Source organism: Chitinophaga sp. SVR4-12A, assembly GCF_056754765.1.
Genome location: NZ_JBPGWP010000001.1, coordinates 3,890,982 through 3,905,925 on the forward strand (window position 1 = coordinate 3,890,982; position 14,944 = coordinate 3,905,925).

General features: G+C 49.8%; 8 protein-coding genes and 1 pseudogene. 4 read left to right on the plus strand and 5 right to left on the minus strand.

All coding sequences use genetic code 11. The annotated features are described in order from the left end of the window. Window positions 1-2 precede the first annotated feature (2 nt). Entirely contained in the window at window positions 3-440 is a 438-nt protein-coding gene (locus ACR9Y8_RS15855) for a nucleoside deaminase (RefSeq protein WP_481214225.1), read from the minus strand. A 5-nt stretch (window positions 441-445) separates the two neighbouring features. Next, window positions 446-2,593: an NAD-dependent DNA ligase LigA gene (gene ligA, locus ACR9Y8_RS15860; RefSeq protein WP_481214226.1), complete on the minus strand. Its 2,148-nt coding sequence runs from the start codon at window positions 2,591-2,593 to the stop codon at window positions 446-448. A gap of 341 nt (window positions 2,594-2,934) precedes the next feature. Between ligA and ACR9Y8_RS15865 the strand changes: the two are divergent. The 4 genes and pseudogenes from ACR9Y8_RS15865 (at window position 2,935) to ACR9Y8_RS15880 (ending at window position 10,335) form a co-directional block, all read left to right on the plus strand. Next, window positions 2,935-4,457, plus strand: a pseudogene (locus ACR9Y8_RS15865) (amidohydrolase). A gap of 140 nt (window positions 4,458-4,597) precedes the next feature. Beyond that, window positions 4,598-5,296: an NUDIX hydrolase gene (locus ACR9Y8_RS15870; protein WP_481214227.1), complete on the plus strand. Its 699-nt coding sequence runs from the start codon at window positions 4,598-4,600 to the stop codon at window positions 5,294-5,296. Between the two features lie 365 nt (window positions 5,297-5,661). After that, window positions 5,662-8,994, plus strand: a complete 3,333-nt coding sequence (locus tag ACR9Y8_RS15875) for a VCBS repeat-containing protein (protein ID WP_481214228.1) — start codon at window positions 5,662-5,664, stop codon at window positions 8,992-8,994. A 9-nt stretch (window positions 8,995-9,003) separates the two neighbouring features. Next, window positions 9,004-10,335 (plus strand): vanadium-dependent haloperoxidase, encoded by a 1,332-nt coding sequence (locus ACR9Y8_RS15880; protein ID WP_481214229.1) that lies wholly within the window; start codon window positions 9,004-9,006, stop codon window positions 10,333-10,335. Between the two features lie 88 nt (window positions 10,336-10,423). Here the strand turns inward: ACR9Y8_RS15880 and ACR9Y8_RS15885 are convergent, their stop codons facing one another. From ACR9Y8_RS15885 to ACR9Y8_RS15895, 3 genes are all read right to left on the minus strand, one after another. After that, entirely contained in the window at window positions 10,424-10,957 is a 534-nt protein-coding gene (locus ACR9Y8_RS15885; RefSeq protein ID WP_481214230.1) for an ORF6N domain-containing protein, read from the minus strand. A 55-nt stretch (window positions 10,958-11,012) separates the two neighbouring features. Further along, entirely contained in the window at window positions 11,013-14,339 is a 3,327-nt protein-coding gene (locus tag ACR9Y8_RS15890) for a methylmalonyl-CoA mutase family protein (protein WP_481214231.1), read from the minus strand. A 170-nt stretch (window positions 14,340-14,509) separates the two neighbouring features. After that, entirely contained in the window at window positions 14,510-14,890 is a 381-nt protein-coding gene (locus ACR9Y8_RS15895) for a winged helix-turn-helix transcriptional regulator (protein ID WP_481214232.1), read from the minus strand. Window positions 14,891-14,944 lie beyond the last annotated feature (54 nt).

Genomic DNA, 14,944 nt, shown 5'->3' on the forward strand with positions numbered 1-14,944 from the left:
AATTATCTTCTTTTTTCAAAAAAAGTTTTTACCAGCTGCAGGCTTTCCTCACCGCCAGGGCCTTGTTCCAGCTTGGTTTTAGGATGGAAGGGAGACTGTTCGCCGGTAGACCGCCGGTAGCTGTGCTTATCATCCCGCGCAGCATACACGATGCGTCCGATCTTACTCCAGTACAGCGCCCCGGCGCACATTAAGCAAGGCTCCAGCGTTACAAACAAAGTTGCCTCCATGAGGTATTTACTGCCCAGGTAATTGAACGCAGCAGTGAGCGCCAGCATTTCCGCATGGGCAGTACAATCGTTCAGCCGCTCTACCTGGTTATATCCGCGACCAATTACCTGGTTATTCATCACCACAACGGCGCCGATAGGAACTTCTCCATCATCAAAGGCTTTGCGCGCTTCCTTCAGCGCCTGTTGCATGAAATAATTATCGTCCATTACTGCTATTGAATCATCTTAATAAATTCGTCTTCCGTCAGCACCTTGATGGTATTGATCTTCTTGGCCTTTTCCAGCTTGCTGCCTGCATCCTCTCCTACTACCAGGTAATTCAGCTTGCTGCTTACACCACTGAGGATTTTACCGCCCTGTTGCTCTACCATCTCTTCCGCTTCGCTGCGCTTCAGCTTTGATAGCGTACCTGTGAACAGGAATGTTTGTCCGTCAAGACTACCGCCACCAGATTGTGCCGATTTGGTATTCTGCAGGTTCACGCCCAGCCCTTCCAGCTTTTTAAGCACCTGGATATTATCCTTGTTAGCAAAGAACTGGCGGATAGAGCCCGCTACCTTAGGCCCGATATCTTCCAGTGACAGCAGTTGTTCTTCGTTCCACTCCGTATAGTCAAGCAGGTGATGCACCGCATTGGCCAGGGTTTTGGCAGTGGTCTCTCCTACATAACGGATACCCAGGCCGAATACCAGCCGGTGCAACGGTTGCGTTTTGGAATGCTCTATCGCTTCCTGCAAATTGGTTAACGATTTTTTACCAAAGCCTTCCAGTTGCTCCAGCCTGCCGAAGTCCAGCTCATAAATACCCGGAATGTCTTTCATCAGTCCCAGTGTATAGAACTTGCGCACATTGCTCTCGCCCAGGCTGCGGATGTCCATGGCATCTTTGCTCACGAAATGGATCATACGCTCTATTACCTGCGCCTCGCAATTGATATTGGGACAACGCCACACGCTTTCCCCTTCAGGTTTTTCCAGCTTGCTGTTGCATACCGGGCAGTGTTTGGGAAATACAATATCTTCTTCTGATCCGTCACGCAGATCAGCAACAGATTTAACGATATAGGGGATCACATCTCCGGCCCTTTCTACCAGTACGGTATCGCCTATCTTCAGATCCTTTTCCCTCACCACATCTTCATTGAACAGGGAAACGGAACCTACTGTAACACCGCCGATAGGCACGGGATCTATCTTGGCCACCGGTGTAATGGAACCGGTACGCCCCACCTGGAACTCCACCTTACGCAGCTTGCTGGTAGCCTGCCTTGCTTTGAACTTGTAGGCAATGGCCCAGCGGGGATGATGCGTGGTCATGCCCAGCTTATCCTGCAGCGCATAATCGTTCACCTTGATCACCATACCATCTATTTCATAGGGCAGGTTATCACGTTCCTGTTCAAAGGCATTGCAATAGTCCACCACGGCCTGTATGCCTTTTACTACCCGCTTCTCTTTGGAAGGGCTGCGGAAGCCCAGCGCAGAAAGCAGGTCCAGCGTATTGCTATGGGTAGTGATCTCTTTGGGCTCTGTAGTGCCCTTCTCCATTACATGATAGCTCATGTGATAGAGAAATGCTTCCAGGCCTCTTTTAGCCACTTCTTTAGGATCGATGATGCGCAGGGAGCCGGAGGCGGCATTGCGCGGATTAGCCAGCGGTGGCAGGTTCTCAGCTGCACGCTGGTCATTGAAGGCTTTGAAAGTGTCTTTATTGATCAGCACTTCGCCCCTGATCTCTATGGTATGGATACCGTATTTGCTGAATTTAGCGGAAGCCGGGATGAATTTGATCTGCATTACGTTTTGCGTAATATCTTCCCCTACTACCCCATCACCGCGGGTAAGGCCGCGCACCAGCTTATCATCTTCATACAGCAGGGAGATGCTGGCTCCGTCAAACTTAGGTTCTATACAATATTCGATCTCTGAAAGGCCCGAAAGCTCCCGCGCTTTACGATCCCAGTCTATCAAATCATCCGCATTATAGGAGTTATCGAGGCTCAGCATGGGCACCAGGTGCGGTACGCTGGGAAATGTTTTGGCAGCGCCTTTGGTAGCCTTAGTGGCCCCGGGTGCAGCAGCCGCCAATCCCTGCGCCACCTTCTGGGTAGGCGAATCAGGGCTTACCAGGTGAGGATTCTCCTTTTCTAACTGTTTCAGCCAGGCAAACAGCTGATCGTATTCATAATCGCTCAGCACAGGGTCGCTTTGCACATAATAACGCCAGTCATTATAGATGATCACGCGCTGCAATGCGCCCATTGTTTCTTCGGGGTTGTTCAGCAACTGCTGTTTGGCATGCCTGGCCAACAGGTCTTTGGCCAGTTTGAAAAGATCGATTTCTATTTCCTTCGTGTACATATTATTCAAAACTGTGTGTAAATTTAAGTCATACGTTTCAAGTTTGGAGTTTGAAGTTTGAGGTTTGAGGTTTGAGGTTCGCTGGAAGTTATAGGTTCAATAAAAGTATCTTTCCTGGCTGCGGGCCTCTTGATTGTTCGGCGGATAAGTGGTTTTTAACTTTCAACTTCCAATGAACCTCAAACTTCAAACTTCAAACATTAAACTTTTCTATGCAACGTCTGACCTTCTGCCTTTTTGCTATCCTATGCTGGAGCTGTAACGCCCGCAGGCAAGCCGACCTTATCATTCATCACGCTGTCATTTATACCGTCAACGAACAATTCAGCCAGGCGCAGGCCATGGCAGTGAAAGACGGTAAGATCATCGCCCTGGGCACTGACCGCGAGATCCTGGATCAATATACTGCATCAAACATCCAGGATGCAGGCGGTCATTTTATCTACCCCGGCTTTATTGATGCCCACACCCATTTCCTGGGATACAGCATCGGCCTGCAGCAGGTAGAACTCGTAGGCACCAAAAGCTGGGACGAGGTCATTCAACGTGTCCAGGCCTTTGTAAGCGCCAACCGTCCATCGCAAACCAGCGACTGGCTGCTCGGCCGCGGCTGGGACCAGAACGACTGGGACGATAAAACCTTCCCGGACAAAACAAGGCTGGACAGCCTGTTCCCCATACGCCCGTATTACTGGGCCGGGTAGACGGGCACGCTGCCATTGCCAACCAGGCCGCTTTGGATGCCGCGGGTATAAAAGCCGGACAAACACTTACCGGCGGCGTGATAGAAGTAAAGAACGGTCGCCTTACCGGTATCCTGATCGATAACGCTGTACGCCTGGTACAGGGAAAAGTGCCGCACCCATCTGCCGCCTTTCTGCAAAAAGCGCTGCAGAGCGGCGCCGCCAACTGCTTTGCCGTTGGGCTCACCATGGTGGCAGATTGCGGCCTGATGAAAGATGATGTGCTTTTTATAGATTCCCTGCAACAGCAGCAACAGCTGAAAATGCGCATCTATGTATTGCTGAGCGACAGCGCGGTGAACTATGATTACTACCTGCCCAAAGGCCCTTATCGTACCGACCGCCTGCACGTAGGCGGCTTTAAATGCTATGCAGACGGCGCCCTGGGATCACGCGGGGCCTGCCTCCTGGAGGACTATACAGACAAGCCGGGATGGAAGGGCTTCCTCCTGCGCGACAGCAGCTATTTTGCCGCCAGGGCCGCACAGCTGATCAATACTAAATTCCAGCTTTGCACGCATGCCATTGGTGATTCTACCAACCGGGAGATCCTCCGTATATACGCCTCCGTACTGAAAGGTAAGAACGACCGCCGCTGGCGCATCGAACATGCGCAAGTGGTGAACCCTGCAGACATGCACCTGTTCGGGCAATACAGCATTATCCCTTCCGTACAGCCTACGCATGCCACCTCTGATATGTATTGGGCAGGCGCCCGTTTAGGGCCCGAACGGATCAAACATGCATACCCCTACCAGGAGCTGCTAAAACAGAACGGATGGCTGCCCCTGGGTACCGACTTCCCCGTGGAAGACATCAATCCCTTAAAGACATTCCTCGCCGCCGTAGCACGTACAGATACCAGCGGATATCCCGCAGGCGGCTTCCAGCCGGAGAATGCGCTAACGCGTAAAGAAGCCCTGCAGGGCATGACCATCTGGGCCGCCAAGGGCTGCCTGGAAGAAGAAAGCAGGGGCAGCCTGGAGCCAGGCAAGCTGGCAGACCTGGTAATACTGGACCAGGACCTTTTACAGGTGCCTTTGCAGCAGCTGATGAAAACGCGGGTACTGGCTACCTATAGCGGAGGAGAACAAGTATTTCAGGCAGCGGGTATAAAATAAATATCCGCTGCTGCGTTGTTTTTGCAGAAAAATGTTTAACTTTTAATGCCATTCTTTAATGAAGTAACCGGAATACCCTGAAAGCTGATACAAGAAAAGAGCACGCTTATATTTTAGAATAATTCCACGTTTTATTTGTTATGCAGACAAAGAACATCAACGCGCATCTTACGGAGATAGAGGACTATTTTAAGATGGCTGTTTCAGTAGACTGTGTGATCTTTGGTTTTGATAACGACGAGCTGAAAGTACTGCTGATCAAATCTGACCTGAATGAGTACCAGGACAAATGGTCCCTGCTGGGAGATATTGTACACCCCGATGAAGAGCTGGACCAGGCAGCCTACCGCGTACTAAAAACCCGCACCGGCCTTGACCAGGTTTACATGGAACAGGTACAAACCTTTGGCGGCGTGCACCGCCACCCGGCAGGCAGAGTCATCACGGTGGCCTACTACTCCCTGGTGAACATCGAACAAAATGTATTGAAAAGACATGGCAACGAACTGCACTGGCACACTTTAAAAACAGTGCACGACCTGGCCTTTGATCACAGAGAGATCCTGCAATGCTGCTACGAGCGGCTGAAGCATAAAGTAATCGAACAACCGGTAGGCTTTAACCTGCTGCCTAAAAAGTTCTCTCTCCGCGAACTGCAAAACCTCTATGAAGCGATATTGGATGTGAAGCTGGACCGACGGAATTTCCGCAAAAAATTCCTCTCCATGGACCTGCTGATTGACCTGCATGAAGAAGAAGATGACGTGCCCCACCGCCCTGCCCGATTGTATAAATTTAATTTTGAGAAGTACGATATGAAAAGGAAAAGGTACTTTTAAAAAAAACTTTTTTTTAACAAAAATTTAAGTTAAGATTGCGTAGAGTTTACACATCAGAGCTTGAGCTGATTGGACGCCAATTTAAACTATAACCATTATCTACTGATCGCTTAAATCTTATTTAATTCAGTTTTATTTCATACTGCCATTCCAAGCATTCATTGTTGCCTGATTACCCGATCGTATTTATTATTCAAAACGACAAACCAAAATCAACATACCGCTGATTTTCTAATTCCACGTCGTGAAGACTAGCGTCTATTACGCGAATTGCGTCGAACCTGTTACTTTACTTTCCCCTGTACCCTATGTTTTTGTACAGGGGAAAGTAGTAACTTATGTAGCGGCGCAGTTAAACCACTAAGATGTGCATTCAAAACAGCAAACATTCATGCCCCACCCTTCAACAGTGGCTGGAAATTTTGTTAATACCGGTGTTACTGGCAGCCTGTTCCCCTTCTACCCCGCCTTTATTTGAATCCTTAACTCCTGCCACCACGCATATCAGTTTTGTAAATCACATCGAAGACACAGATACCCTGGGCATACTGGACTACCTTTACTTTTATAACGGCGGCGGCGTGGCCATCGGAGACATTAACAATGACGGCCTCCCGGATCTCTGTTTCACCGCCAACCTCGGAGGGAACCGACTCTACCTGAACACAGGCAATTGCCGCTTTGAAGACATCAGCACCAAAGCCGGAATAGTGGGCCATGCTGGATGGACCACCGGTGTAACCATGGCAGATGTGAACGGCGATGGCTGGCTGGATATCTACGTTTGCACCGTTGGCGACTATAAAGGCCTGCACTCCGTGAACCAGCTCTATATCAATAATCACAACAACACATTTTCTGAACAGGCCGCACAACGGGGCCTTGCACAAACAGGCTTTTGTACCCAGGCCGCTTTCTTTGACTATGATCGCGACGGAGACCTGGACATGTACCTGCTAAAACATTCCGTACACAGCACCGGTACTTACCTGGATACCTCCGTTCGCCGCGTTCATAGCCCTGAAAGCGGAGATCAGCTCTTCCGCAACGACAGCGGATATTTCACCGACGTAACACAACAAAGCGGTATTTACAGCAGCGCCGTAGGCTACGGCCTGGGTATCGCGGTGGCAGACCTCGATAACGACTGCTGGGAAGATCTCTACATTAGCAACGATTTTCATGAGAACGATTACTATTACCACAACAATCATAACGGAACCTTTTCAGAAATAAATAGCAGCGCCTTTGGCCATGAAAGCCGCTTCTCCATGGGCTCCGACATCGCAGACATCAACAACGACGGCTGGCTGGATATCATGACACTCGATATGCTGCCCACCAATGAAGCAGTACTGAAAAGCTCCGGCGGCGATGATCCTTCCGATACCTACGAATACAAGAAAAGCTTCGGTTATCATGATCAGTACTCCCGTAATTGTCTGCAGCTGAACACAGGCGCAGGCTTCCGCTTCAGCGACATTGCCCTGTACAGTGGAGTGGCCGCTACAGACTGGAGCTGGGCGCCCCTCATGGCCGACTTCGACAACGACGGTCGTACAGATATTTTTGTGAGCACCGGCATCCTGCGCCGCCCCAACGATCTTGATTATATCAAATACGTTGTGACCGATGAAGTGCAGCGTATGATGCGCAATTCCACCAGCATGAACAAAACTCTCCTGGAAAAAATGCCTTCCGGCAAATGGCATAACTACCTCTTCCAGGGAACAGATAGCCTGGTGTTTAAAGACCGCTCTGCAGACTGGGGCCTGCAAGCCCCCTCCTTCTCCAATGGCGCCGCCTATGCAGACCTGGATAATGATGGCGACCTTGACCTGGTAGTGAACCGTATTAACGAACCCGCAGCCGTGTACCGTAATCGCGCCTCGGAGCTGAATCATCATCACTACCTGCAATTTCGCTTTAAAGGCCGTCCGCCCAATACGCAGGGCATCGGCGCGAAAGTATGGATCAAAAGCGGAGGACGCCTGCAGTACGCCACTCATCAAACTACCCGTGGTTTCCAGAGTAGCGTAGCGCCGGGATTGCAGTTCGGCCTGGGAAAGGATGATACAGCCGATAGCGTTATTGTAAGCTGGCCCTCCGGCAGATCACAGATCCTTACAAAAGTAAAGAGCGGACAAACCCTGGTATTGGATGAGGAGCATGCCACCGATGGTCTTTCATCCTCTCCATTCCCTGCCCCGCGCCCATTCCTCGATCTCGTCAAGGACAGCCTTGGACTGGACTTTCGCCACCGGGAGAACCGCTTTTTCGATTTCAACCGGCAGCTGTTCATTCCCCATCAGCTGTCTACCGCCGGGCCCAAAATGGCTGTGGGCGACATCAACGGCGACGCACTGGATGACGTCTATATCTGCGGAGCTCAGGGACAGGCGGGAATGCTATACCGTCAGCAGGCAAACGGTAGCTTTAGCCCGGTGGATGAAACGCTGTTCCAGGCAGATGCCGCCTGCGAAGATGTAGACGCCCTCTTAACAGACCTGAACGGCGACCGTGCGCCGGATCTCTACGTAGTGAGCGGCGGCAACGAATTCTACGGACGATCGCCTAAACTGAAAGACCGTCTTTATATCAATGACGGAACAGGGAACTTTCACAGATCCACTACCCTGCCAGCCCTCTATGAAAATAAATCAGCGGTATGCGCCGCAGATCTGGACAAAGACGGAGATATGGACCTGTTCATCGGCAGCCGCGCCAATGCACTGGCATATGGGCTTACGCCGCCCTCTTTTCTGCTCATCAACGACGGCAGGGGAAATTTCTCCAACAGCACGGCCAGCCTGGCGCCTGCCCTGTTGAAGGCGGGCATGATCACCGCCGCTGCCTGGGCCGATATAGACGGAGATACCTGGCCCGACCTCATACTCACTGGCGAATGGATGCCTCCCCGCATATTCCGCAACGTCAAAGGTCATTTGACGGAGATCACCGCCAAAGCAGGCCTCACGCGGTTCCCGGGCCTCTGGCAAAGCATGCTGGTAAGCGACCTGAATAAAGACGGCGCGCCAGATATTGTACTGGGCAACTGGAGCCTCAACTCCAAATTAAAAGCCAGCTCTCAATGGCCCCTGCGCCTTTATATTGCAGATATAGACCAGAACGGCGCGCCCGACCAGGTACTCGCCTATGCAGATAGCGGCAGATACTATACCTTCCTGGGTAAAGAGGAATTCGAAAAACAGCTCCCCGCGCTGATCCGGAAAAAATATCCCAGCTATCATAGTTTTGCAGGGCAAACCGTTGCACAGATCTTCGGCACAGCGCTCGACACCGCCCAACAGCTGCAGGCCAGGGAATTGCGTTCACTGGTATTATGGAACGACGGCAAGGGGCTGTTCACTCCTGCCTACCTGCCTGCCGCAGCACAGTGGTCACCCCTGGTGGCCTTGTTCGCTGCCGACGTCAATATGGACGGCAACATGGATCTCATTACCGGAGGCAACTTCTACGGCGTACAACCTTACGAAGGCCGTTACGACGCCAGCGCAGGTAACGTGATCCTGGGAGACGGGCAAAAAGGCTGGCAGATTCTTCTCCCCTTACAATCAGGCTGGCAGCCGGAGGGCCAGGTACGGGATATAAAAATGTTGCGCACCATTAACGGGCAACAATATTATGTAGTAAGCCGTAATAATGATAACTTGTTGTTGTTTCGAAAGAAAAACTAGGCACACGTTATGTTTAAAAAGTATAGTCTATACCTTCTGGCAGGACTGCTGTTGATAAGCGCCTGCCGTCAGCGGGCAGGAGAAAACGCAAATACCATACATGACCCCCTGCTCTATTCCAGGACGGTAAAGCAATTGACAGATGTGATCGTGCACGACATCTTTTCTCCACCCGTAGCCAGCCGTATCTATGCTTACGCCACCATCGCGGGTTATGAGGTGATCGCCCATTCAGGGAAAGGATACCATTCACTGGCAGGTCAGGTGCACGGTCTGACTGCCACGCCTCCTCCAACAGATACTGCGGCCATTGACTTCCCGCTTGCTTCCCTGGTTGCCATGGCCAGTACCGGAAAGGCACTGATCTTTTCTGAAAATGATATGCAGCTGGTAATCGATTCACTCCAGTTCAGTGCACAACAATCAGGGCTGACGGCCGAAAAGATCGAGCAATCCGTAGCCTACGGGCAACAGGTATCAAAAGCCATCCTGGCCTGGGCCAGGAATGATAATTATGCGCAGACCCGTTCTGCAGTGAAATACACGGTTACCAATGAAGAAGGACGCTGGGCCCCTACCCCGCCCGCTTATATGAGCGCCATAGAACCGCATTGGGATGAAATGCGGCTGATGGTACTGGACAGCGCCAGTGAATTCATGGCCCCCCGTCCACCAGCCTTTAACATGAAAGACAGCAGCAGCGGCTTTTATAAAATGGCGAAAGAAATCTACCTCATAGGAAATAACCTCACAACAGAACAACGGGAAATAGCCGATTTCTGGGATTGTAATCCCTATAAGGTAAACCTCTCCGGCCACGTTTCATTCGCCACTAAAAAGATCACTCCCGGCGGCCACTGGATCAATATCTGCGGCATCGCTGCTCAAAATGCAAAAGCAGATTTTAATAAGACCGTATGCACCTACGCCAAAGTAGCGATCGCATTAATGGACGCCTTTATTGTTTGCTGGGATGAGAAGTTCCGGAGTAACCTGATCCGCCCTGAAACAGTGATCAATAAGTACATGGATGAAGAATGGAAACCTTACCTGCAAACACCTCCCTTCCCTGAATATACCAGCGGGCATAGCGTAGCATCTACTGCATGCGCCACTGTGCTTACACAGCTGTATGGTAATTCATTAGCGTTCAAAGATAGTACGGAGATCGAGTTCGGTTTGCCACCCAGGAGCTTTGCCAGTTTCCTGGCGGCAAGCACAGAAGCGGCTAAGAGCAGGTTGTATGGAGGGATCCATTTTACACCCGCTGTGGTGAATGGAATTGAGCAGGGAAGATTGGTGGGGGAAATGGTGATAAAAAGGTTGAAGATGGAACCGTGAGAGATCTTTTTACGTAGATCCATTACAGATATTGGACCGGGGTGTCCCCGATCGGTACGAAGCCAGGTGTGATGCCTGGCTTCGTGCTTTAAGGCAATTTAAACCCGATACTTATTCTTGGTTCCATTGGAGGATCTAATAGTTGCCTCAGATATTCGAAGATCAATGTTATTTGTTGATCATGGTTGTTTACCTGCTTTTCCATTTGCTCCAACTTTAGAAGAATGTCTTTATTAGTTAGCAACATTTCTCGCATACGTGTAAAAGTCCTCACTATCTGGACATTTACTGCTATTGCATTGTCACTGTTTAGAACGCTTGCTAACATAACGGCTCCATGTTCAGTGAAAGCATAGGGTAAGCTGGTGGAATGCTTGAGGTTTCCGAACCGGTCGCATTTTGCGACCAGTTCATCCTTTTCATCCAATGCTAACTGGAACATAAAATCTTCTGGAAAACGCTTCAGGTTTCGCTTTACCTGCTCGTTCAGTCTTTTAGTTGTTACACCATACAATACAGCGAGGTCTCTATCTATCATAACTTTCTTGCCTCTAACAACTAATATCTTACTCATCACCACCTCATCGGCAGTGACATCGGATATTTTAACCGTTTTACTCATGAGAACAATGGATTTAATTATGTTCTTTGCTTGTTTATTAATGGGGTTATTTCCTTTACATACTCCTCCTATACTGCCCTCCTACCTCATACAACGCATGCGTGATCTGGCCCAGTGAACAATGCTTTACCGTCTCCATCAACTCCGCAAACAGGTTACCGTTCTTCACAGCTACCTGTTGCAATCGCTTCAATGCTTCACTGCTCTTATGCGCATGTCTTTTCTGGAAAGCTTCCACAGATTTGATCTGGAATTCCTTTTCTGCTGTAGTAGAACGGATCACTTCTGCGGGAATAGTAGTGGGAGAACCATTCTTGTTCAGGAAAGTATTTACACCAACGATAGGATACTGTCCTGCATGTTTCAATGATTCATAGTATAAGCTTTCTTCCTGGATCTTATTGCGCTGGTACATTCTTTCCATCGCGCCCAGTACGCCGCCGCGTTCTGTAATACGGTCAAACTCCATGAGCACGGCTTCTTCCACCAGGTCAGTCAATTCTTCAATGAAGAAAGAGCCCTGGATGGGGTTTTCGTTTTTAGCGGTGCCCAGTTCCTGGTTGATGATCAGCTGAATGGCCATGGCGCGGCGCACGCTTTCTTCTGTGGGGGTAGTGATCGCTTCGTCGTAAGCATTTGTGTGGAGCGAGTTACAGTTGTCGTAAATGGCATACAATGCCTGGAGTGTGGTGCGAATATCGTTAAAGTCTATCTCCTGTGCGTGCAGGCTACGTCCGGAAGTCTGTATATGATACTTCAGTTTTTGTGAACGATCGTTCCCTTTGTATTTGTATTTGATCGCCTTGGCCCATATACGGCGGGCAACACGGCCGATAACAGCATACTCAGGATCCATGCCGTTGCTGAAGAAGAAAGAAAGGTTGGGCGCAAAATCATCGATATGCATACCACGGCTCAGGTAATACTCCACATAGGTAAAGCCGTTGGCCAGTGTAAAGGCCAGCTGCGTAATAGGATTAGCGCCTGCTTCCGCGATATGATAACCTGAGATACTTACTGAATAAAAATTGCGTACGGCGTGATCAATAAAGTAAGACTGTACATCTCCCATCAGTTTCAATGCAAATTCTGTAGAGAAGATACAGGTGTTCTGCGCCTGGTCTTCTTTCAGGATGTCTGCCTGTACGGTACCTCTTACTGTATTTAAAGCATGCGCCTTGATCTTTTCATACACATCTTTATCCAGCACTTCATCACCGGCGATGCCCAAAAGCTGTAAGCCTAAACCATTGTTACCGTTGGGCAGATCGCCATTGTAATGCGGCAGGGGATGATCTTTGAATTTCTCTTTAATGCGTGCCTGTACCTGTTCAGTAAGCCCATGCTCAGCAATGTATTTTTCGCATTGCTGATCGATAGCGGCATTCATAAAGAAGGCCAGTATAATAGGCGCAGGACCGTTGATCGTCATAGACACAGAGGTCTTGGGATCACAAAGATCAAAGCCGCTGTACAATTTCTTGGCATCATCTACCGTAGCGATGCTCACACCGGAATTACCCACTTTACCGTAGATATCCGGGCGGTAAGCGGGATCTTCACCGTACAGGGTAACGCTGTCAAAAGCAGTGCTGAGGCGCTTGGCCGGCTGATCCAGCGATACGTAGTGAAAGCGCTTGTTGGTTCTTTCAGGACCGCCCTCCCCTGCAAACATACGGGTGGGATCTTCTCCTTCGCGTTTCAAAGGGAACACACCAGCTGCGTAAGGGAATTCGCCAGGAAGGTTCTCTGTGAGCTGCCAGCGGAGAATGTCACCCCAGTCTTTATATGCTGGTAAACTTATTTTAGGAATGCGTGAATGAGACAGGCTTTCTGCATACAAAGGCAGTTTGATCACTTTTGCCCTTACCTGGAATTCATAGTTATCTGCTTTGTATTTCTGTTGCAGCGCAGGCCACTCCGTGATCAGCTTATAACAGTCGGGATGCAGCTGCTGCTGCAGATGTGTTTTGATATTATTCAGCTCATCCACCGCTTTTAGGTCTTTCATGGCCAGTATGCCTTCTACCTGGTACAGCTGTGTGGCAAGCGCACATTGCTCATTCACCCAGCGGCCATAGTCATGTATGGCTTCTGTGATCTCTGAAAGATAGCGCACCCTGGCGGGTGGAATGATCTGCGATTTGGTGGAGGTATCGTTAGGGCGCTCATGTTTCAGCGGAGCGCCAAAGTGAATGTCTTTCTTCTCTTCGATGATATGCACCAGCTTTTCAAAGAGCTGGTTAATACCGTGATCATTGAACTGGGATGCGATAGAGCCTACCACCGGCAGGTCTTCATCTTTAGCCGTCCACAGGTTGTGATTGCGTTTGTATTGCTTGCGCACATCGTGCAGGGCATCAAGCGCACCGGCTTTATCGAATTTGTTGATGGCAATCACGTCTGCATAGTCCAGCATGTTGATCTTCTCCAGCTGGGAAGCGGCGCCGTATTCTGGCGTCATCACATAGAGAGAAACATCGCAATAGTCAGTGATAGCAGTATCGCTTTGGCCGATGCCGGATGTTTCGAGTATGATCAGGTCAAAGCCTGCCTGTTTGCAGATATCCACTGCTTCCTGGATATGTTCACTGATGGCCTTATCACTTTCGCGGGTGGCCAGTGAACGCATATAGGCGCGGGGATGATGAATGGCGTTCATCCGTATACGATCGCCCAGGAGCGCGCCGCCGGTCTTCTTCTTGGAAGGATCAACAGAGATCACGGCGATGGTCTTATCCTCATAGTTGTTGAGGAAACGGCGTACCAGTTCATCTGTCACACTGCTTTTACCAGCGCCGCCGGTACCGGTGATGCCCAGTACGGCCGTTGGTTTGGGCGCTACCGGCTGCCAGTTCTCCAGCAGATCATTTTCAGCAATGGTAATGGCCTGTGCAATGATCTTGTATTGCGCACGTGTTAATTCCTGCAGCTGACCGTTCAATTTGGCTACTGTCTGGAAATCGCATTGTCTGATCACATCTTCGATCATGCCTTCCAGCCCCATGTGACGGCCATCGTCAGGAGAGTACAGGCGGGTAATGCCATAGGCATGCAGCTCTTCTATTTCTGTTGGCAGGATAGTGCCGCCGCCACCACCGAATATTTTGATATGACCGCAGCCTTTTTCCTGCAGCAGGTCATACATGTATTTAAAGAATTCTACGTGACCACCCTGGTAAGAGGTAACGGCAATGCCCTGGGCATCTTCCTGTATAGCGCAATCTACAATCTCTGCCGCAGAGCGGTTGTGGCCCAGGTGGATCACTTCGGCGCCTTTGGACTGCATAATACGCCGCATGATATTGATGGCGGCATCATGCCCGTCAAATAAAGATGCTGCTGTTACGATCCGTATTTTATGTTGAGGTGTATAAGACATATCAGTTTCTTCCTTTTAAGTAAAGCCGTCGGCTGCAAGTTACGAAAATAGGCACTGCCGCCCTTCCGGGATGAAGGAAGCAACAAAATTAGTGAGTGTTAAAGGGGAATCTGTCCGTATTGGAAAATATTTAACGGCAAAGAGAGTTGATTGATAATCTTCTACAGTGATCACTTCATTACCAGCTGGCCTTCTTCTATCATCTCCTTATGTTTACTGGCCCAGTCGCCCAGCAGGTCCCATACAGGATTGAGCGCTTTGCCCGCACTGGTAAGCGCGTATTCCACCCTTGGCGGTACTTCGGGATATACCGTGCGGCTGATCAGCAAATCTTTTTCCAATTCGCGCAGGCTCAGGCTTAACATCCGTTCTGTGATATTGGGGATCTTATTTTTCAGCTCAGTAAAACGCAGTGGCCCCTGCCTCAGGTAGTAGAAGATAATGAGTTTCCAGCGGGTGCCAATGAGGTTAAGCGCATAGGCAGTCATACACGTAGCATCCAGGGTTTCCCTGTTCTGGTAATTGGTCGAGCTTGTCTTTATTTTACCCATCCTTACATTTTTGTTAGGTCCTTACAAATCGCTCCGTTCTGGTTTACCCGGATG